The 18,503-nt window shown below is 55.7% G+C and carries 22 protein-coding genes; 15 read left to right on the top strand and 7 right to left on the bottom strand.

The annotated features are described in order from the left end of the window. Positions 1-143: 143 nt before the first annotated feature. The 7 genes from ACFIO0_RS06645 to ACFIO0_RS06615 all read left to right on the top strand — a co-directional run bounded on the left by ACFIO0_RS06645 (position 144) and on the right by ACFIO0_RS06615 (position 6,602). Positions 144-1,208, top strand: a complete 1,065-nt coding sequence (locus ACFIO0_RS06645) for an OmpP1/FadL family transporter (RefSeq protein WP_390914571.1) — start codon at positions 144-146, stop codon at positions 1,206-1,208. 57 nt (positions 1,209-1,265) lie between these two features. Continuing rightward, positions 1,266-2,171, top strand: a complete 906-nt coding sequence (locus ACFIO0_RS06640) for an EamA family transporter (protein ID WP_390914570.1) — start codon at positions 1,266-1,268, stop codon at positions 2,169-2,171. 55 nt (positions 2,172-2,226) lie between these two features. Continuing rightward, entirely contained in the window at positions 2,227-3,084 is an 858-nt protein-coding gene (locus ACFIO0_RS06635; RefSeq protein WP_390914569.1) for an ATPase, read from the top strand. Positions 3,085-3,196: 112 nt separating this feature from the next. Continuing rightward, positions 3,197-4,114, top strand: a complete 918-nt coding sequence (gene metA, locus ACFIO0_RS06630) for a homoserine O-succinyltransferase (RefSeq protein ID WP_390914568.1) — start codon at positions 3,197-3,199, stop codon at positions 4,112-4,114. A 1-nt stretch (position 4,115) separates the two neighbouring features. After that, entirely contained in the window at positions 4,116-5,060 is a 945-nt protein-coding gene (locus ACFIO0_RS06625) for an alpha/beta fold hydrolase (protein ID WP_390914567.1), read from the top strand. A gap of 62 nt (positions 5,061-5,122) precedes the next feature. Continuing rightward, positions 5,123-5,992: a polyphosphate kinase 2 gene (gene ppk2, locus ACFIO0_RS06620; RefSeq protein ID WP_390914566.1), complete on the top strand. Its 870-nt coding sequence runs from the start codon at positions 5,123-5,125 to the stop codon at positions 5,990-5,992. Beyond that, positions 5,985-6,602 carry a WHG domain-containing protein gene (locus ACFIO0_RS06615; protein WP_390914565.1) on the top strand — a complete coding sequence of 206 codons (618 nt, stop codon included), beginning with the start codon at positions 5,985-5,987 and terminating at the stop codon, positions 6,600-6,602. Before ppk2 ends, ACFIO0_RS06615 begins: the two co-directional genes overlap by 8 nt. Positions 6,603-6,659: 57 nt before the next feature. Here the strand turns inward: ACFIO0_RS06615 and ACFIO0_RS06610 are convergent, their stop codons facing one another. The 4 genes from ACFIO0_RS06610 to rplM form a co-directional block, all read right to left on the bottom strand. After that, positions 6,660-7,655 carry an MsnO8 family LLM class oxidoreductase gene (locus ACFIO0_RS06610; protein ID WP_390914564.1) on the bottom strand — a complete coding sequence of 332 codons (996 nt, stop codon included), beginning with the start codon at positions 7,653-7,655 and terminating at the stop codon, positions 6,660-6,662. A 141-nt stretch (positions 7,656-7,796) separates the two neighbouring features. Further along, a complete protein-coding gene (locus tag ACFIO0_RS06605) occupies positions 7,797-8,474 on the bottom strand; it encodes a hypothetical protein (protein WP_390914563.1) in 678 nt (225 codons plus the stop codon). Positions 8,475-8,735: 261 nt separating this feature from the next. Continuing rightward, complete coding sequence (gene rpsI / locus ACFIO0_RS06600; protein WP_390914562.1) at positions 8,736-9,224, bottom strand: 30S ribosomal protein S9; 489 nt, start codon at positions 9,222-9,224, stop codon at positions 8,736-8,738. A 2-nt stretch (positions 9,225-9,226) separates the two neighbouring features. Next, on the bottom strand, positions 9,227-9,688 hold the full coding sequence (rplM, locus tag ACFIO0_RS06595) for a 50S ribosomal protein L13 (protein WP_390914561.1): 462 nt from the start codon (positions 9,686-9,688) through the stop codon (positions 9,227-9,229). Positions 9,689-9,946: 258 nt separating this feature from the next. On the opposite strand from rplM, the gene ACFIO0_RS06590 reads away from it, so the two are divergent. Next, a complete protein-coding gene (locus tag ACFIO0_RS06590) occupies positions 9,947-10,261 on the top strand; it encodes a hypothetical protein (protein WP_390914560.1) in 315 nt (104 codons plus the stop codon). Then, positions 10,261-11,322: a hypothetical protein gene (locus tag ACFIO0_RS06585; RefSeq protein WP_390914559.1), complete on the top strand. Its 1,062-nt coding sequence runs from the start codon at positions 10,261-10,263 to the stop codon at positions 11,320-11,322. Before ACFIO0_RS06590 ends, ACFIO0_RS06585 begins: the two co-directional genes overlap by 1 nt. Here ACFIO0_RS06585 and ACFIO0_RS06580 read toward each other — a convergent pair. Beyond that, positions 11,319-12,728, bottom strand: a complete 1,410-nt coding sequence (locus tag ACFIO0_RS06580) for an aminotransferase class I/II-fold pyridoxal phosphate-dependent enzyme (RefSeq protein WP_390914558.1) — start codon at positions 12,726-12,728, stop codon at positions 11,319-11,321. The genes ACFIO0_RS06585 and ACFIO0_RS06580 overlap by 4 nt on opposite strands. A 92-nt stretch (positions 12,729-12,820) precedes the next feature. On the opposite strand from ACFIO0_RS06580, the gene ACFIO0_RS06575 reads away from it, so the two are divergent. Then, positions 12,821-13,054: a DUF1127 domain-containing protein gene (locus ACFIO0_RS06575; protein ID WP_390914557.1), complete on the top strand. Its 234-nt coding sequence runs from the start codon at positions 12,821-12,823 to the stop codon at positions 13,052-13,054. A gap of 84 nt (positions 13,055-13,138) precedes the next feature. Here the strand turns inward: ACFIO0_RS06575 and ACFIO0_RS06570 are convergent, their stop codons facing one another. Then, a complete protein-coding gene (locus ACFIO0_RS06570; protein ID WP_390914556.1) occupies positions 13,139-13,558 on the bottom strand; it encodes a hotdog fold thioesterase in 420 nt (139 codons plus the stop codon). Positions 13,559-13,615: 57 nt separating this feature from the next. On the opposite strand from ACFIO0_RS06570, the gene ACFIO0_RS06565 reads away from it, so the two are divergent. From ACFIO0_RS06565 to gluQRS, 4 genes are all read left to right on the top strand, one after another. Beyond that, positions 13,616-14,401 carry an enoyl-CoA hydratase gene (locus ACFIO0_RS06565; protein ID WP_390914555.1) on the top strand — a complete coding sequence of 262 codons (786 nt, stop codon included), beginning with the start codon at positions 13,616-13,618 and terminating at the stop codon, positions 14,399-14,401. A gap of 326 nt (positions 14,402-14,727) precedes the next feature. Beyond that, positions 14,728-16,083: a methylenetetrahydrofolate--tRNA-(uracil(54)-C(5))-methyltransferase (FADH(2)-oxidizing) TrmFO gene (trmFO, locus tag ACFIO0_RS06560; protein WP_390914554.1), complete on the top strand. Its 1,356-nt coding sequence runs from the start codon at positions 14,728-14,730 to the stop codon at positions 16,081-16,083. Positions 16,084-16,104: 21 nt separating this feature from the next. Further along, positions 16,105-16,719: a methyltransferase domain-containing protein gene (locus ACFIO0_RS06555; RefSeq protein WP_390914553.1), complete on the top strand. Its 615-nt coding sequence runs from the start codon at positions 16,105-16,107 to the stop codon at positions 16,717-16,719. Then, complete coding sequence (gene gluQRS / locus ACFIO0_RS06550) at positions 16,716-17,570, top strand: tRNA glutamyl-Q(34) synthetase GluQRS (protein WP_390914552.1); 855 nt, start codon at positions 16,716-16,718, stop codon at positions 17,568-17,570. The genes ACFIO0_RS06555 and gluQRS overlap by 4 nt, the downstream gene beginning before the upstream one ends. Before the next feature lies 1 nt (position 17,571). Here the strand turns inward: gluQRS and hisI are convergent, their stop codons facing one another. Further along, the gene (gene hisI / locus ACFIO0_RS06545) at positions 17,572-17,925 is read right to left on the bottom strand and encodes a phosphoribosyl-AMP cyclohydrolase (RefSeq protein WP_390914551.1); all 354 of its coding nucleotides are present in this window, start codon (positions 17,923-17,925) and stop codon (positions 17,572-17,574) included. An 84-nt stretch (positions 17,926-18,009) separates the two neighbouring features. On the opposite strand from hisI, the gene ACFIO0_RS06540 reads away from it, so the two are divergent. After that, complete coding sequence (locus tag ACFIO0_RS06540) at positions 18,010-18,459, top strand: iron-sulfur cluster assembly scaffold protein (RefSeq protein WP_390914550.1); 450 nt, start codon at positions 18,010-18,012, stop codon at positions 18,457-18,459. The last annotated feature ends 44 nt before the right edge of the window (positions 18,460-18,503 follow it).

The raw sequence follows: 18,503 nt of genomic DNA, 5'->3' as shown, positions 1-18,503 counted from the left end.
GTTCACGACATTTCACATCGCTCTGACAGTGCTTCACAGCACTGGCACCTGCCCTTAGGTCAGGCTTGAGCGCACGCCGTTTCCCCCCTCAGGACTTAATGATCGACAGACCATAGCGGTTTGTAATTAAGGGAGGAAACCGTATGAAAACGCAATTTATTGCGGCGATGGCGCTTGGTCTAAGCACAGCCACAGCCAACGCCGCAGGACTGGATCGGTCCGGTCAAAGCATCACCGATGTCTTTGCAGTCGGCACCGTCGCCAAGTTCAGTTTTGGTGCCACAGATGCGCGCGTGTTTGGCGCAGGTGTACCAGATGTCGGCCAAGGATTTAGCACCGACAGCGCAAGCTACAAAACAGATTTTGGCGACCGCGTGTCCTTTGCGCTGATCTGGGATCAACCGTTTGGCGCAAACACCAGCTATGCCCAAAATCCGGCCGCATCGGCCTTTGGCGGCACCCGCGCCAGCGTCGACACAAACGCAATTACCGGCGTTGCGAACTACCGCTTTGATGGCGGTTTTTCCGTGCACGGTGGCCTGCGCGTCCAACAAGCCGAAGGCGGTGTCACCCTGAACGGCTTGGCCTTTGGTCCTGTCGCTGGTTACAACCTTGATCTGGCACGCGACACAAGCGTGGGCTGGCTGGCTGGTGTGGCATACGAAAAAACGGACATCGCGCTGCGAGTATCGTTGACCTACAATTCTGAAATCGACCACAGTTTTGCATCAATCGACAGCATCGCCGGGGCCGTCACCACAAATGTCACGACACCCGAAAGTTGGAATTTGGCCTTTCAAACCGGGATCGCCAAAGACACGCTGTTGTTCGGGTCCATTCGCTATGCCAACTACGATGATTTTATCGTGCCTGCGGCAGGTTTGGGTGGCCTCAATTTGGCAAACCTGGACAGCGCGACCACGTTTTCACTCGGGATCGGACGCAAGTTCACCGACACCTGGAGCGGCGCTGTGATCTTGGGGTATGAGGATGGCGGCAGCGACAATCTGGTGTCCCCCTTGGCCCCGACAAACGGGTTCACGAGCCTTGGATTGGCAGCGACCTACACCAAGGACAACATGAAAATCACCACTGGCGTCCGCTACACGGATTTGGGCGATGCAATTGCGTCAACAACCGGTGCAAGCGTTCCTTTCAACGGGAATTCGGCTGTGTCCGCAGGCGTCTCTGTCGCATTTTCGTTTTGAGCTAAAAGGCGCAAGATTCGGGTGGTTATGACGCGACCACGGCCCTAGGGTCGCGTCATGATTGAACAAAAAACATTATCATCGCGCGCATGGATCGAGATGCTGCTGCTGGGCTGCATCTGGGGCGGATCGTTCCTGTCTATCAGGATCGCGTTGGATGAAATCAACCCGCTGACCGCCGTTGCACATCGCACCTTTTGGGCCATGCTGGTTTTGTGGGTTGTCGTGCTGGTGTGGCGCCTGCCAATTCCGCGCAAACCGATGATTTGGCTTGCGTTTTTGGTCATGGGGCTGCTGAATAACGTGATCCCGTTTTCGCTGATGACATGGGGTCAGTTGTATATCGAAAGCGGCCTGACTTCGATTTTCAACGCCGGTACCGCCATTTTTGGCGTGATTGCCGCCGCCCTTTTCTTTGCGGATGAACGGATTACGCCGCGCAAAGCCGTGGGGGTCACGCTTGGGTTTTTGGGTGTTGCGACGGCCATCGGTCTGGACAATTTTCGCACGTTTGATCTGCGCAGCCTCGCGCAGCTTGCCATCATCGGCGGCACAATCAGCTATGCGATTGCCGGCGTTTGGGCGCGCAAAATGTTGGGGGGATTGCCGCCTCAGGTCGCCGCTGCCGGGATGCTGACGGGATCGACGCTGGTCACTGTGCCGCTGGCTTGGGTCATCGACGGGCCCATCAGCCTTGATCTGGAACCGCGCACGATTGTTGCCATCGGGTACTACGCGATCATCGCCACCGCTGGCGCCTATCTGCTGTATTACCGTGTCCTGTCGATGGCTGGCAGTGGCAATCTGATGCTGGTCACATTGCTGATCACGCCGGTTGCGATCACGCTGGGCGCGCTGGTCTTAGGCGAATCCCTAAGCGCGAATGCCTACATCGGATTTAGTCTGCTGGCGCTTGGCATGATCATTCTGGATGGGCGCGTGTGGAAACGCATCCGCAATTGACCGCTTTGCAGCGCGCCGTTAGGACATAACGACACCTAATCGGCGGAATACTTCGATGCTTTACAAAGATGCAAACGCGTGGCGCGCGGCCCCTCAGAAACGAGTGATGGTTTACGGGATGTCCGGGCTTGGCAAAACCCACATGTCGTCGCTGTTGCGCGACACTGGCCAGTGGTTTCACTACAGCATCGATTACCGCATTGGCACGCGCTACATGGGTGAATTTATCGCTGACAATGCCAAGGCCGAGGCGATGAAAGTGCCGTTTCTGCGTGATTTGTTGATGTCTGACAGCATCTACATCGGCTCGAACATCACATTCGAGAACCTGACACCTGTGGCCACCTATCTAGGCAAACCGGGTGATCCGGCGCGCGGCGGTCAAAACATTGACGAATACAAACGCCGTCAGGACCAGTTTCGCACCGCTGAAATCGCAGCCCTGAACGACACCGCCTATTTTGCGGATCGCGGCGAGGCCTTGTATGGTTACCCCAATTTCATCTGCGACACCGGCGGGTCGATCTGCGAATGGGTTGACGCCGATGATGACGCCGATGTGCTGATGAACACGCTCAGCCAAACCTGCTTGCCGGTCTGGATCAAAAGTGACGACGCACACACCGCCGAACTCGTAAGCCGCTTTGACAAAGCCCCCAAACCGATGGCCTATCAGCCAGCATTTCTTGCACGAATGTGGGACAAATATTTGAACGAAAACAACGTGTCAGAAGGCGAGGTTGATCCAGATAGCTTCATCCGTTGGACCTATGCCAAGGCACTTGCGCACCGCCAACCGCGCTATGCTGCGATGTCGCGTTGGGGTGTCACGGTCACAGCCGATGAGGTTGCGCAATTAAAGACCACCGCCGATTTTGACAGCTTGATAGAAGACGCTATTGCGCGCGCTTAAACCCAGACCTGACGCAAGAGTGTCGCAGTCGTGAACGGCTCCGCGCGCCCTACTCTGGAAACTTTTACGACCTAGCGCTATTTGTCTGGGACCTCATTTACAGGACGACCCAATGCCCATCAAAATTCCAGCAACGCTCCCGGCCTATGACGTGCTCACGCGCGAGGGTGTGTCGGTGATGGACGCGGACACGGCATCATTGCAAGACATCCGCCCTTTGCGCATCGGCCTGCTGAATTTGATGCCAAAAAAGATCCAGACTGAAACCCAGTTTTCCCGGCTGATAGGTGCGACACCGCTACAGATCGAACTGAGCCTGATCCGCATGTCAGATCACCAAGCGCGCAACACCACCGCCGCGCATATGGAAAGCTTTTATCGCCCGTTCTCGGACGTGCGCGACGAAAAATTTGACGGTCTGATCATCACCGGTGCCCCGATCGAGCATTTGCCGTTTGACGAAGTTGATTATTGGGCCGAGCTGCGCGAGATCATGGATTGGACCCAAACCAACGTGCATTCCACCTTTGGCGTGTGTTGGGGTGGGATGGCTTTGATTAACCATTTTCACGGCGTCAAGAAACATGATCTGGACGCCAAAGCATTCGGATGTTTCAGACACCGAAATCTAAGTGCCGCCTCGCCTTATTTGCGCGGGTTTTCAGACGACTGTGTGATCCCGGTCAGCCGTTGGACAGAAATGCGCCAAGGCGAGATTGACGCGTCAGGCGGTCTCAAAACCCTGCTTGGCAGTGACGAAGTCGGCCCGTGCCTTGTTGAGGATCAAAAGCATCGCGCGCTTTATATTTTTAACCACTTTGAGTACGACAGCGACACGCTAAAGCAGGAATATGATCGTGATGTCGCCGAGGGCACACCGATCAATGTGCCACAAAATTACTACCCCGATGATGATCCGTCGCAGGCACCTGTGAACCGTTGGCGCAGTCACGCCCATCTGCTTTATGGCAATTGGATCAACGAGATATACCAATCGACCCCGTTTGATATGGATTTGATAGGTGCTTAAAGTGGCCAGTATCGCCTTGATCGCAGTTGTGGTGATCGCCACGGCTTTGACACTGTGGAAAGTCGGACAACGCAAGCTTGAGGCCGCACGCGATTTCCCACCTGATGGCGCGTTCGTTAACGTTGACGGGCACCCTGTTCACTACGTTGAACTCGGCACAGGCCCCGATCTGGTCTTATTGCACGGTGCGTCTGGCAACACCCGGGACTTTACCTTTGATCTGGCGGGCAAGTTGGCGAAATCCTACCGCGTGATCATTTTTGATCGCCCCGGTCTTGGGCACACACCGCCGCTGAAACGCTCTGGTGTCACGATTGTGGATCAGGCAAATTTGCTCTCAAAGGCAGCGCAGCAGCTGGGTGCGCAGGCACCCATCGTCGCAGGCCAAAGCTTTGGTGGGGCGGTCGCTATGGCGTGGGCCGTTAACCATCCTGATCGCATCAGCGCTGTCGTTTCGTTGGCAGGTGCCACCTACCCTTGGGAAGGCGAATTGGACGCGTTCAACGCCCGTCTCGCACATTCTATCAAGGGTCCGATTATCGCGCGCCTGATCTCTGCATGGGCTAGTGCGGACTATGTCGCAGATAGCATTGAAGGCGTGTTTGTCCCGCAATCGGCCCCTTCCGGATACGGTGCCCACATCGGCGTTCCGATGATCCTGAACCCGAATTCCTTGATCGCCAACGCCCAACAACGCCATGATTTGCGCCCCCAAGTCGAAGCGTTGCACAGCAAATACAGTGGCCTCGATCTGCCTGTGGAAATCGTGCACGGCGACGCGGACATAACGGTGGGCCTGTACGTGCATTCCACGCGCATGGTCGACGACATCAAAGGGGCCAATCTGGTGGTCTTGCCCGGCGTTGGTCACATGCCCCAACACGTCAGTCACCCCGAGGTAATAGCCGCAATCGATCGCGCTGCGGTGCGTGCGGGTTTGCGTTAACCGCGCCCCTCCCCCATATTGATGTTAAGAGCAGTCACATAATTCCGAAAAGGATCCGCATCATGACCCTTCCATTTGACGGCGGCATCAGTGCATTTTTCAAAGACCTCGCGCCAGATGACGTGCGCAGCGCGATAAAACGCGCCGAAAAGGGCGACATTATCAATGCCAGCTATCCGCATTCTGAACGTCTGGCGCGCAAGGTGTATGAACGCCAATTGGCAGCCTTGCAGATCGAATTGGTCAAAATGCAAGCCTGGGCAAAAGACAGCGGCGCACGTGTCGCAATCGTTTTTGAGGGGCGCGATGCTGCGGGCAAAGGTGGCACGATTAAGCGCTTTCGCGAAAATTTGAACCCACGTGGCGCGCGTGTTGTTGCGCTGTCCAAGCCGTCTGAAAAAGAAGCAGGCGAATGGTATTTTCAGCGCTACATCAAACACTTACCAACGACCGGCGGCATGACATTTTTTGATCGCAGCTGGTACAATCGCGGCGTTGTCGAACACGTCTTTGGGTTTTGCGAACCTCAGCAACGCGAGGCGTTTTTCGGCCAAGTGCAAGACGTCGAAAAGATGATCACCGGTGATGGTATTCACTTGTTCAAGTTCTGGCTAAACGTCGGGCGCGCTGAACAATTACGTCGTTTCCTGGGGCGCGAAAGCGATCCGCTCAAGCAATGGAAACTCAGCTGGATCGACGTCGAGGGCCTCAAAAAATGGGAGGCCTATTCGTCTGCGATTTCCGAAACGCTGGAGCGATCGCACAGCGCACACGCGCCGTGGACCATCGTGCGATCCGATGACAAACGCCGTGCCCGCCTGAATGCCATTCGCACGGTTTTGCATGGGCTGGACTACGCAAACAAAGACACCAAAGCCATTGGCAAGATTGACGCGCAAATCTGCGGCGGACCGGACATTTGGCATGCCTAAACGCGGCTATCACCACGGCAACCTAAAGCAGGCTTTGATCAATGCGTCTTTGACCTTGATCGAAACCAAAGGGCCAACCGGTTTCACCTTGTCCGAGGCCGCAAAAACCGCAGGTGTGACCCCTGCTGCGGTCTATCGCCACTTTGAGGGACGCGAGGACTTAATCGCTGAGGCCGCCCGCCAAGGTTATGAAATCTTTGCCGATTTGATGGAATTCGCTTATCAATCGGGCCAGCCTTCAGCCCTTGCAGCGTTTGAGGCCACAGGCCGCGCCTACCTTGCTTTTGCTCGAAAATACCCCGGCCACTACATTGCGATGTTTGAAAGCGGCATTTCCGTGAACTGCACCCCCGATCTGGCGATGGTTGCCAACCGCGCCAATGGCGTTCTGGAAAAGGCCGCCACGGATCTTAGCGAACACATCCCAGCCGACAAACGCCCGCCTGCGTCCATGTTCAGCGCGCATATCTGGGCCATGAGCCATGGCGTGGTCGAGCTGTTCGCGCGTAATTCACCTGGTCGCGCCTCACCTTTTCCACCAGAGGATTTGCTGGAAACCGGCATCGGGATATACTTGCGTGGCTTGGGTCTCATCGATCCGGACGCGTAGCCGACACAGTGTTCATTCGCACTTGTACTGATCAAAAATACTCAAAAAACGTCACGATCAGGCAGCCCGCGCGCCTTCCAGATCACACATCGCTTTCGCCGCAATCTCAAACGATCGAACGCGCGCAGCATGATCGTGAATTTGCCCCGTCAAGATCAGCTCGTCCGGCGCATAAGTTGTTATCATAGCTGACAAATCTGCGCGAACGCTCTCGGGCGAACCGGTCGCAGACACCTTGAGCATCGGCTCAACTGCGCGGCGCATGCCTTCGCCAATTGTAGCGTCGATGTCAGTTACTGGGCGGGGTAATTTGCCCCGCGTTCCCGTTTGCATCCGCGCAAAGGCTTGTTGCATCGAGGTCCGTAAATACGCCCCCTCTTCATCTGTTTCGGCTGCAAACACGTTGGCGGCCAGCATGAAATACGGCTGTTCCAGCTGCGCTGATGGCTTGAAATCGCGGCGATAAATATAGATCGCTTCCTCGAGAGCGGCAGGCGCGAAATGCGACGCAAAGGCGTAAGGTAAACCGTAGTGCGCGGCCAATTGCGCGCCATACAAAGACGAACCCAAGATCCAGATTGGCACGTGTGATCCTTCGCCAGGCAACGCGCGCACGGTCGCACCGTCAATCGGGTCGCCTAAATAGCCCATCAATTCTGCCACATCCGCAGGGAAATTATCGCCGCCAATTCGGCGTAACGCCATGTAGACCGCCTGATCGCCACCGGGTGCGCGGCCCAGGCCCAGATCGATGCGATCCCCGTAGAGCGCAGCCAGCGTTCCGAATTGTTCGGCAATTTGTAGCGGCGCGTGATTGGGTAACATGATCCCGCCCGACCCGACGCGCATCGTTTTAGTGTGGCTGGCGACATGGCCGATCAACACCGAGGTCGCGGCCGATGCAATGCCCGGCATGTTGTGATGCTCTGCCATCCAGTAGCGGTGATAGCCCAATGCTTCGGCCCGCTGCGCCAACTCGGTGGTGTTGCGCATGGCATCCGCCACATCGGACCCTTCGGGAACAGGCGCGAGGTCAAGAACGGAGTATTTCATCAACGGCAATCCTTTGGTTAACACCAAACTAGAGTCTGCGCCCCTGATGTGCCAGCCCAACGATCAAATCGTAGCGATCGCGGGCTGCAAAAAGGCAAGGCCACGCATAGCCTTGCCGTTGGTCACGCTATTCGAATTGGATCAGCCCATACCTTTGTAATCGGCTTCCATGTCTTCGATTTTGTCGGTTTTCTTTTTCCACTTTTTCACTTTGTGCATCTTGTAGGCAAACACAGTTCCCGCCCCGATCGAGATCGACTCGTTCAGGGTTTTACCCAGCGACAGGTCGAGCTTCAGGTTTTGACCAGCGTATGAAAAATCGCCGTTGTGCTGGAAATTCTGATCCAAAACCGTGGCCAATTCGGCCTCGACGACGATCCAGATTTCGGACACGACGCGGGCATCATTGCCTTCGGCAAACATCGAACGGCGCGCTGTGTTGGCGTCGTTGTTCAGGCAACGCTTTAGCGGATTTTCAGCAATCGAATAGTTGATCAGCTTCAAATTCGCGCGTTTCGCTTTGGCATAATCAAACGATGTCGGCCCGTTAATCCCCATCCCGAAGAATTTCAGCAACACAGCCGCCTCAAGGTCAGCCTTTTTGACTTGGTCCCAGTCAATAGACAACGGACGACCCTGTTTGATCGGGCGATCTGCCAAATGTGACGCCCGAATTTTGCCTGCCGGATCAATGTAAGCACGCGCGCCAATCGGGTCTTTCTTTTCCCCGATCGTGCCCAGTTCAACCAGATGAGCATTGCCACGAAAATACTTCATGCCACCAAATTTGAACATGTGATCTGTGATGTTAATAGTCATGTTAATCTTCCTAAACAGTAATAGTTACAATAAGTTACCTGCAAGATGTATCGGCATTGGCCTAAAAATTGGCCGGTAGATTGCCCGAAAATCTTTGGGCCTGTTTGTGATGACATGACCAAAATAATTTGAAAAGTAAGGGAATCCCTACCCTCTTAGGTTGAAGTGCTTGCAGGGTTTGCATTGGAAAATACGGTACAGCCAAAGAAAAAGGCCGCCCAAATTGAGGCGGCCTTTTTGCAATTTTGAAAGGTATGAAGCTTAACGCTTGGAGAACTGGAAGCTCTTACGCGCTTTGGCCTTACCGTATTTCTTACGCTCAACAACGCGGCTGTCGCGTGTGAGAAAGCCTGCGGCTTTCAACGCGCCACGCAGGGCCGGGTTGTACAGCTGCAATGCTTTGGAAACACCGTGTTTTACCGCGCCCGCTTGACCGGACAAACCGCCGCCTTTGACTGTGGCGTACACGTCAAATTCGCCTTCAACACCAGCGATGGTGAAAGGTTGTGCCAAGATCATTTGCAGAACGGGGCGTGCAAAATATTCGTTTTGCGGCTTGCCGTTTACGGTGACTTTGCCGGAACCAGGCTTGATCCAAACGCGAGCAACCGCATCTTTACGTTTGCCTGTGGCGTATGCGCGGCCCAGTTCGTCACGAACAGGTTCACGAACGATCAGTTCGACTTCTGGCGCTGCGGCTTCGCCAGCAACGGCTTGCAAGTCTTCGAGTGTGTTGATTTCGTCAGACATGCTCATGCGCTCCGTGTGTTTTTAGGGTTCATGGCCGCAACGTCCAGAACGTCTGGGTTTTGCGCTTCATGTGGGTGTTCGCCACCCGCATAGACGCGCAAGTTGGTCATGATTTGACGGCTCAGGCGGTTGCCAGGCAACATACGTTTCACAGCCAGCGTTACGATACGCTCAGGGTGTGCACCTTCAAGGATTTGCTCCTTGGTCCGGGATTTGATCCCACCTGGGTGGCCGGTGTGCCAGTAGTGGTGCTCTTGACGTTTGTTACCGGTCAGCTGGATTTTTTCAGCATTGATGATGATAACATTGTCGCCGCAATCCATGTGAGGCGTAAAGGTTGGCTTGTGCTTGCCACGCAGACGCATGGCTACAATCGATGCCAAACGGCCCAACACGATGCCTTCAGCATCAATGATGATCCATTTTTTGTCGATATCTGCAGGTGTCGCAGAAAAGGTTTTCATGGCAGGAATATCCTGTTTGGGGTGGAGGACATGGAAATTGCGCCATATCCGATATCAGATGAGCGGTGTATAAAGGACGTGCGCGCACGGTCAAGCGACACAAACATGTTTTAGATGTTCAAAAACAACGACTTATAAATAAGGTATCATAATACCCCACAAAATTTCACCCAAATCACTGCCCCGAACGGCTTGCATTCGCGCTTTGACCCCTGCACCGTGGTTTCTAACCAAATCTCAAAGCGATATCCCCCCGAAATGGTCTCCTTGATCCCGCCGATTCTTGCCACGCTTGCCCTGATGATCACGGCAACGGTTGTTGGTGTGCCCGCAGTCGTCAAACTGATCAAAGTACGCGAGGCAAAACACGAGCTAAAACATGGCTCTGCCGGCTTTATCCGGTCCGTTGCCGGCTGGGCGATGATCGCATTCTGGTTGATGGCCACGTGGTTTGTGGCGACGATCATCGGCGATTGGGGGGTCTCAGGCGATTTAGATGGCGCGATCGACCGGTCTTGGCTGCGTTTGCGCATCTTGCTGGAAATCGCGGCTGCCCTTGGGGATTCAAATTGATGGAGCGTGTTGATGCGGACCAAGGAGACCTTCAGTGCCCGAACTGTGCCGGCCAGTGCCGCTATTCCCCCGTCGCCCAAGGCTTGCACTGTACAATGTGCGGCGCAGTCCACAGCCTAGACACAGCTGACGATCACCTCGCAGCCGCCGAATTCCCGTATGATGTTGATCTGCCAGACGCAGAACCACCTTTGCCGCAGATCAAAGACCTTAGCGACACGCGCGCGCACCAGTGCCTAACCTGCGGCGGCGAAGTGTTGTTCACCGGCCCGGCCCTGTCCGAACATTGCCCCTATTGCGACGGGGCCGTGGTGCTGAGCGATCAAGACAGCGGCTATCAAACCAAAGCGTTGATCCCGTTCAAAGCGGATCAGGATTTTGCCCAACGCCAAGCCCTCGATTGGGTGGCAGGACGCCTCGCAGCCCCGGGCGATCTAAACGTTGTCGTTAGCCAAGCCCGCGTCGCCGGTTTGTACGCCCCGTTCTGGACCTTTGACAGCACCGAGGCCGTTGAATACTGGGCCAAACACACAACCGGCAGCGGTGACAACCGGCGCACGCGATCCTTGTCAGGGCACATGCGGATCCACTTTGACGACGTGCTGATGCCAGCCTCGCCGCATGTGACGCCGCTGATCCGCGACGGGATTCTGCACGCATTCAACCCGAGCGATTTGCGCCCCTACCGCGCCGGATACCTTGCGGGCTTTGCGGCAGAACGTCACCACCAAACCGTCGACGAAGGTTTGCGTGCCAATGGCGCGGACAAAACCCTGCTGATGCGCAACCGGATCAAGCAACACATCAACAAATCCGGCGTGCACAGCATTCGCTATCAAACCGACACCACAGGCATCCACTATCGGCGCATCCTGCTGCCCGTCTGGATCCTGCACTACACTTACGGCGGCAAACCGATGAAGGTTGTGGTCTCTGGCATCGACGGTCGCACCTATGGCGAACGCCCGTTTTCAAAGTGGAAAATCGCGGGCTATTCGGCGGCGCTGGCGGCGATGACCATTGCGTTTGGAATTGCGTGGGGCGCAGGCGGGCTGCTTTAAACCCCGATCTGGTCGTGCGGATTGTCTAGCAAATCACGCAAGCGGTGAATTGCGGCCTCGAAACTCGCCAAACTGACGCCGGCATTGATCGCAAACCGGATCGCATGCGGCACACGGGCATCACGGCAGGCGAATTCCTCGGCTGGGCGGATTTGCACGCCTTGCGCCTCGGCCGCCTGACAGAATGCCCCTGCCCGCCAGCCTTCGGGCAATTTCAGCCAAAGAAACGGCACGTCTTTGCGCCATTTCAAATCGTACCCGCCCAGAATGTTCACGGCACTTTCCACATAGGTATTGGTCCCAAGACGGGCTTTGGTCGTGAGCGCGTCAAGCTGCGGATGGGTCAACAGACGTGCCGCCAAATCGGTGATCGGGGTCGCAAGGCCAAAGAACGAATGCTCCGCCGCACGGCGCAGTTTCGACCCTTTGCCTTCGGGTGCGACCGCAATCCCGATGCGCAACGCGGGCGTGACAGTTTTCGAAATCGAGGCCACGTACCAGCCGCGTTCCGGCGCCAGCATCCGGTAGGTCGGGGCAACAGCCGCGCCCATGCGGTAACAATCGTCTTCCAAAATTTGCAGATCATGTTTGCGCGCCACAGCAACAATTTGTTCGCGGCGGTATTCCGGCGTGAAACCACAGGTCGGATTGTGTACTTCGGGTGAGGTGCACAACACCTGCGCCTCGTAGGATTGGCAGGCAGCGGCCAACGCATCAGGGATCAGCCCGTCTTCGTCCATCGCCACCGGCACCACATTCACCCGCAGCAATTCGGCGGCGCGGCGAAACCCGGGATAGGCCAGTTCTTCGACCAAAATCGTTGGTTTACGTCCCCGCAAGACAGCTTGCAGCACAATCAAAATCGCGTTTTGACCACCGTTGGTCAGCGTCAAATCGCCTTCGCGAAACGCCCCTAAGGGTGCATTTTTCAACCACTGCACCGCGGCCTCGCGCGCCTTTTGCGAGGTATGACGGCTGGGATAATGCATCACACCCGACGGCGGATCATGGGCAATGTCGGACAGCAACTGACGGATCAGCGGTGCCTGTCCGACGCTGGGCAAATGTGGGGAAAACAGATTGACGTTGTAGGTTTGCGCCTCGGAATTGTGGATCGCAGCATCGATTTCGATTGGCGCGAACAGCGGCGCAAAGCTGCGCTTGGGGGCGACAAATGTGCCGCGTCCAACTTCGGCGTTCAGCATCCCTTCGTCGGTCAGGATCGTGTAGGCACGCGCAACGGTGCCCGGCGTGATGCCCAGTTTCCACGCCAAATCGCGCACCGGAGGCAGCTTTGCCCCCTCAAGCAATTCGCCCGTCGCAACGCCGTCACGAATGGTCTGCGCCACCACTTTGTACTTGGGTCCTGTCAGGTGGGACAGGACAGGTTGCCAAATTGTATCCATTACAATGTTTCCGTAGATTCTTTGTATCAACTTATCTACCAATACACATGACGATACCGTCATATTGTGTCAATACAATATTGGAGAATACCATGACACACGTAGAGCATTCCAACATCGACGCGCTAATTTACCTGCGCGAAAACAAAAGCTTGCCGATTGTATCGGTCTGGGCAGTGGAATTTGCAGTCTATGTGTCGATTTGGACGACGCGCCGAAACACCCGTGCTGCATTGAAACAGCTAACGGATGCACAATTGGCGGACGTCGGGCTGACACGCGAGCAGGCTCTTAGCGAGGCCTCCCGTGTGTTCTGGAAGGCATGACTTCCCCGTGATGTGATCCAGACCTCTTCCTTGCCGCCGGTGAACTCCGGCGGCCTTTTTGGATAATGTCTGGTCAATGCTTGGTCAATTTGGGGGGATCGCGTAGGTCAAACTGGCCCGCGCCACAGGTTTTTCCAGCCCGTCAGAAAACAACAACACATCGGAAACCGACAGTTGCTTGCCCAACTTCAACATCCGCCCTTTTGCGATCAGATCGACGCCCGCGGCAGGTTTGCGCATAAAATCAATGCTGCAATTGGTCGTGACTGCCAGCGCCTTGGGCCCGATGTTGGCCAGTGTCAGCAGGTAGGCACAGACATCCGCCAACGCAAACATCGACGGCCCAGACACCGTGCCACCGGGACGCAAATGGCGATCCCCCACCAGCAACCGCATCGTGATTTCATCGGCAGACACCGCATCCACGTGAAAATCATCAGCCACCTGGTGAAACACGCCGCGCATGAATTCCATCAACTGCGCTTCATCCATCTTGAGTGACATGCTTTTCCTTCTCCGTTTGGTGCTCTAAACCTTGTTGGAAATGCGGTGGAGGGCAAGATGGCAATTTTGGAACGTCGGGGCACGGGCGCGGTTGCGCAGCTGGTGATGAACGCGCCCGAGCGGTTGAACGCGCTGTCGGACGAGATGTTGGCGGCCCTGCACGGCGCGCTGGATAACATCGCCGAGGATCGTTCCGTGCGGGCGGTTGTCCTGTCAGGCAATGGCAAAGCGTTCTGCGCAGGCCATGATTTGAAACAGATGACGGCGGGTCGCCAAAACGAGGATGGCGGTGCGGCCTATTTCAAAGACCTGTTTGATCGCTGTGCCGCCATGATGGCGCGGGTGCAATCGATGCCGCAGCCTGTCATCGCCCAAGTCCACGGCATCGCGACCGCTGCTGGCTGCCAGTTGGTTGCGACCTGCGACATGGCGATTGCAGCGCAAGGCACGCGTTTTGGCGTCAATGGCGTCAACATCGGCCTGTTCTGTTCCACCCCCATGGTCGCCCTGTCGCGCAACATCGGGCGCAAGAAAGCGTTTGAAATGTTGACCACAGGCACGTTCATCGACGCAGAGCGCGCCGAAACTTTGGGTCTGGTCAACCGCGTTGCGCCGCCGGAGGCTTTGGAATCAGAGGCTGTGGACCTCGCGCAATTGGTCGCCAGCAAATTGGGCAGCGCCGTTAAGGTCGGAAAAGAGGCATTTTACGCCCAAATCCAGATGCCTGTGGCCGATGCCTACGCCTACACCGGCGACGTCATGGTGCAAAACATGCTGGAAAAAGACACTCAAGAAGGGATTGCGGCATTTTTAGACAAACGTGATCCGACTTGGGAACAATAGATCGCATCCATCGATCTGGCCTAAATATTTGAAAATAAATGAAAAATATGATCGCTCTCGATTGTTTCCAAATCTGCCTCACATTCTTTCCACATTTGGACTATCAAATTGGGCGGCAATAAGGCACAAATGAGACATCGGGTGAAACGAAGTAACCCAGACGAGATTTTGGGTCGCCGAACGCAGATGGTCCCTCCAGGTCAGCTCTCACTGATCGACCGTTCCTGCTCCGGCGACCCCAAAACTCTCTCCTCCCCCTCAATTATGATCCGCTTAGGACCACCTGCGCTGTTGCCTATGGCACGACCCTGCCCTAAATCCCAATCATGACAGATATTTTACACATCGTGGGCGGCGGCATGGCCGGGTCCGAAGCTGCATGGCAGGCCGCAAATATGGGGATCACCGTTGTGATTCACGAAATGCGCCCAAAGGTCGAAACTTTTGCGCATCAAACCGGATTGCTCGGCGAAATGGTGTGTTCCAATTCCTTCCGCTCGGATGATGACGAACAAAATGCTGTGGGTTTGCTGCACTGGGAAATGCGTCAAGCGAGCGGTTTGATCATGCAAACGGCCGACAAACATCGCCTGCCTGCCGGTGGCGCATTGGCGGTTGATCGTGATCACTTTGCCCAAGCGGTGACTGATGCGATTCTGGCGCACCCGAATATCACAGTTGAGTACGGCGAAATCACCGAACTGCCCGCAGACGGCCACTGGATTTTTGCAACTGGTCCGCTGACGTCAACCACCTTGGGCCAAGCGATTGCCAAAGAAACCAGCGCGGAATCACTGGCGTTTTTCGACGCAATTGCCCCGATTGTCTATTTTGATAGCATCGACATGTCCAAAGCGTGGATGCAATCGCGCTACGACAAGGGCGACACCGAAGAAGAACGCACCGCCTACCTGAACTGCCCGATGGACAAAGACCAATACGAGGCGTTCATCGACGCGCTGATGGCCGCGGACAAAGCTGAATTTCACGAGGGCGAAACTGCCGGCTATTTCGACGGCTGCCTGCCCATCGAAGTCATTGCAGAACGTGGCCGTGAATCGCTGCGCTTTGGCCCGATGAAGCCTGTGGGGTTGACCAATCCGCACCAGCCCGATGTCAAAGCCTACGCCGTTGTGCAGCTGCGCCGCGACAACAAATTGGGCACGCTTTACAATATTGTCGGCTTTCAAACCAAGATGAAGTACGGCGCGCAAGTGGATGTTTTCAAAACAATTCCCGGACTTGAGAACGCAAGCTTTGCCCGTCTTGGCGGCATCCACCGTAACACGTTCATGAACTCGCCCACGTTGCTGGATGACCAAATGCGTTTGCGGTCCGCCCCGCACATCCGCTTTGCGGGTCAGATCACGGGGGTTGAAGGCTACGTCGAAAGTTCCGCCATGGGTTTGCTTGCTGGTCGTATGGCGGCCACGGAAATGCTGGGCGGCTCCATCAGCGCGCCGCCAAACACCACAGCGATGGGTGCGTTGATCACGCACATCACTGGTGGGGCTGATGCTAAAACATTCCAACCGATGAACGTGAATTTTGGGCTGTTCCCGCTGGTTGAGGGCCTCAAAGGCGGACGTCGCGGGCGCAAAGACCGCTACAAAGCCTATACAGATCGCGCGAAATTGGACTGGCACGCATGGCTTGGCGCGAGCACACTGGACGCAGCCTAGGTTCAAACGTTAACCTACGTCATGAATGACGATTTTTTAAGCAAGTCTTACGGCAAATCTACCAGCGCCAGCGTGCGCGCGCACTATGACGCGTGGGCCACCAGTTATAACGACGAAATCACCAAAAACGGCTATGCAACGCCGGGGCGATGCGCCTCTGCTTTGGCGCAATTCGCTGATGATTTAGCGGCACCTGTTTTGGATTTCGGGTGCGGTACCGGGTTGTCGGGTTTGGCCTTGCGGCTGGCTGGCTTTGATTTGATCGACGGCCTTGATCTGTCGCCCGACATGTTGGCGCAGGCCGAAACATCCGGGGCTTACCGAACTCTCGATGTGATCAAAGCAGGTGCAAATTTGCCAAGCCCCTCAGGGACTTATGCGAACATGGCGGCCATTGGAGTGATCGGTGCAGGTGCGGCTCCGATCTCGGTCTTTCACATGCTGATGAAAGCGTTGCCACGCAGCGGAAAGCTGGTGTTTTCGTTCAACGATCATGCCATCGCAGACGCCAGCAACGAGGGCGCAATTTCCGAATGGACCGATTGCGGCGCGGCCCAGCTTTTGTTCAAAGAATACGGTGAGCACCTGCCCGGAATTAACTTGAAGAGTAATGTATACGTGATTGAAAAAGCGTGACTTTTCGAACCAGATTTGCGCCATCCCCCACAGGCCCGTTGCACCTTGGCCATGCGTATTCGGCGCTGTTGGCCTACGATATGGCGAAGGAAAACGGCGGCGAATTCCTGCTGCGCGTCGAGGACATTGATCAATCGCGCGCGCGCCCTGAATGGGAGACGCAAATCTATGACGATCTGGCATGGCTAGGGATCAGTTGGTCAGAACCTGTCCTGCGCCAATCTGACCGGCTTGGCGTGTATTCGGGGGCGCTTGATACGCTATGGGAACATGAGCTACTGTTCGTATGCCATTGTAATCGAAAAGATATCCTGAACGCCGCTTCCGCCCCCCAAGAAGGATCACCGATGATCGGCCCTGATGGTTTGATTTACCCCGGCACCTGCCAATCGAAACCACGCACTTCGCAATTGCGCCCGACGGATACCGCGCTTCGCTTGGATGTCTCAAAGGTTGCTGAGTGGTCCGCATCGTTCATGGAAACGGGTCAAGGTCCTGAGGGTCAAACAGGCAAGATCAACATCACCGATCAAGAGTTCCAAACCCAAGTTGGGGCCATCGTTCTGGCCCGCCGCGACATGGGCACGTCTTATCACTTGTCTGTGGTGCTAGATGATGCGGCCCAAGGGATCACGCATGTGGTGCGCGGCAACGATCTGTTTGAAGCCACCAAAATCCACGTGTTGTTGCAACATCTTTTGGGCCTTCCAACGCCGACGTATCATCATCACGCGTTGATCCGTGATGACGCAGGCAAACGCCTTGCCAAACGCGATGATGCGCGTGCGTTGTCCAAATTCCGCGCTGACGGCTATACGCCTGCAGATATCCGCAAAATGATCGGGTTGTAGCCTACTCAGGCGACATCAGTTCAACTTCTGTCCCATCTATTACGTCGGTGTAAAAACAAACCCGCCGTCCGGTGTGGCACGCAGGACCGGTTTGACGGACCACAGCCAGCAAGCAATCGCGATCACAATCGACCCTTAGCGACACCAATTCCTGCACGTTGCCCGATGTTTCGCCCTTGATCCAGAACGCTTGGCGCGACCGGCTCCAGTAGGTCACGCGTTTGCTCGACAGGGTTTTTGCAACGGCCTCGGCGTTCATCCACGCCATCATCAACACCTCGCCAGATGCTGCGTCTTGGGCAATTGCAGGGATCAAACCAGCCTCGTTGAACGTCAAACTTGCAGGGTCAAACATCACATCATCCGTCATCGCAGAAAACCTTTTTGCATCTTTGGTCCAGACGCTTATGTAATAGGTTCAGCGGTAAGGAAAGCGGCCATGAGCGATACAGATCTGATCAAACTCTATTCGGGGCGCATTTTGGCCCTCGCGGCTGACATTCCCCATCACGCACGTCTTAAGGGACCACAGGCCAGCGTCAAGAAACGCTCGCCCTTGTGCGGCTCAACCGTGACTGTCGACGTTAACGTTCAAGACGGGCGGATCACCGCCTTTGGTCAGGACGTCAAAGCCTGCGCCTTGGGCCAAGCTGCGGCGGCTGTAACCGGATCCGCCATCATCGGATGCACGTTGAACGACGTCGAAACGGCACGCGACGCCTTGCGCGCGATGCTCAAATCAGGCGGCCCGGTGCCTGCGGCCCCTTTCGACGGGTTCGAAGTACTGGAACCCGCACGCGACTATAAAAACCGGCACGCCTCAATTTTGCTCAGCATCGAAGCCACATTTGAAGCCATGCAGCAAGCCGCCCAGTCCGATTGCGCCTGACATTGCCTAACGGGCATTAAGCACATTTGAAGAATTCCACGCTA

This window comes from Pseudosulfitobacter sp. SM2401 (assembly GCF_042932805.1).
GTDB lineage: Bacteria > Pseudomonadota > Alphaproteobacteria > Rhodobacterales > Rhodobacteraceae > Ascidiaceihabitans.
This window is presented reverse-complemented; position numbering and strand designations above follow the sequence as displayed.

What these genes read in the sequence shown, in the direction of transcription:
- ACFIO0_RS06645 (WP_390914571.1), top strand. Translation starts at nt 144, where the DNA reads ATGAAAACGCAATTTATTGCGGCGATGGCGCTTGGTCTAAGCACAGCC.
- ACFIO0_RS06640 (WP_390914570.1), top strand. Translation starts at nt 1,266, where the DNA reads ATGATTGAACAAAAAACATTATCATCGCGCGCATGGATCGAGATGCTG.
- ACFIO0_RS06635 (WP_390914569.1), top strand. Translation starts at nt 2,227, where the DNA reads ATGCTTTACAAAGATGCAAACGCGTGGCGCGCGGCCCCTCAGAAACGA.
- metA (WP_390914568.1), top strand. Translation starts at nt 3,197, where the DNA reads ATGCCCATCAAAATTCCAGCAACGCTCCCGGCCTATGACGTGCTCACG.
- ppk2 (WP_390914566.1), top strand. Translation starts at nt 5,123, where the DNA reads ATGACCCTTCCATTTGACGGCGGCATCAGTGCATTTTTCAAAGACCTC.
- ACFIO0_RS06615 (WP_390914565.1), top strand. Translation starts at nt 5,985, where the DNA reads ATGCCTAAACGCGGCTATCACCACGGCAACCTAAAGCAGGCTTTGATC.
- ACFIO0_RS06610 (WP_390914564.1), bottom strand. Translation starts at nt 7,655, where the DNA reads ATGAAATACTCCGTTCTTGACCTCGCGCCTGTTCCCGAAGGGTCCGAT.
- ACFIO0_RS06605 (WP_390914563.1), bottom strand. Translation starts at nt 8,474, where the DNA reads ATGACTATTAACATCACAGATCACATGTTCAAATTTGGTGGCATGAAG.
- rpsI (WP_390914562.1), bottom strand. Translation starts at nt 9,224, where the DNA reads ATGTCTGACGAAATCAACACACTCGAAGACTTGCAAGCCGTTGCTGGC.
- rplM (WP_390914561.1), bottom strand. Translation starts at nt 9,688, where the DNA reads ATGAAAACCTTTTCTGCGACACCTGCAGATATCGACAAAAAATGGATC.
- ACFIO0_RS06590 (WP_390914560.1), top strand. Translation starts at nt 9,947, where the DNA reads ATGGTCTCCTTGATCCCGCCGATTCTTGCCACGCTTGCCCTGATGATC.
- ACFIO0_RS06585 (WP_390914559.1), top strand. Translation starts at nt 10,261, where the DNA reads ATGGAGCGTGTTGATGCGGACCAAGGAGACCTTCAGTGCCCGAACTGT.
- ACFIO0_RS06580 (WP_390914558.1), bottom strand. Translation starts at nt 12,728, where the DNA reads ATGGATACAATTTGGCAACCTGTCCTGTCCCACCTGACAGGACCCAAG.
- ACFIO0_RS06575 (WP_390914557.1), top strand. Translation starts at nt 12,821, where the DNA reads ATGACACACGTAGAGCATTCCAACATCGACGCGCTAATTTACCTGCGC.
- ACFIO0_RS06570 (WP_390914556.1), bottom strand. Translation starts at nt 13,558, where the DNA reads ATGTCACTCAAGATGGATGAAGCGCAGTTGATGGAATTCATGCGCGGC.
- ACFIO0_RS06565 (WP_390914555.1), top strand. Translation starts at nt 13,616, where the DNA reads ATGGCAATTTTGGAACGTCGGGGCACGGGCGCGGTTGCGCAGCTGGTG.
- trmFO (WP_390914554.1), top strand. Translation starts at nt 14,728, where the DNA reads ATGACAGATATTTTACACATCGTGGGCGGCGGCATGGCCGGGTCCGAA.
- ACFIO0_RS06555 (WP_390914553.1), top strand. Translation starts at nt 16,105, where the DNA reads ATGAATGACGATTTTTTAAGCAAGTCTTACGGCAAATCTACCAGCGCC.
- hisI (WP_390914551.1), bottom strand. Translation starts at nt 17,925, where the DNA reads ATGTTTGACCCTGCAAGTTTGACGTTCAACGAGGCTGGTTTGATCCCT.
- ACFIO0_RS06540 (WP_390914550.1), top strand. Translation starts at nt 18,010, where the DNA reads ATGAGCGATACAGATCTGATCAAACTCTATTCGGGGCGCATTTTGGCC.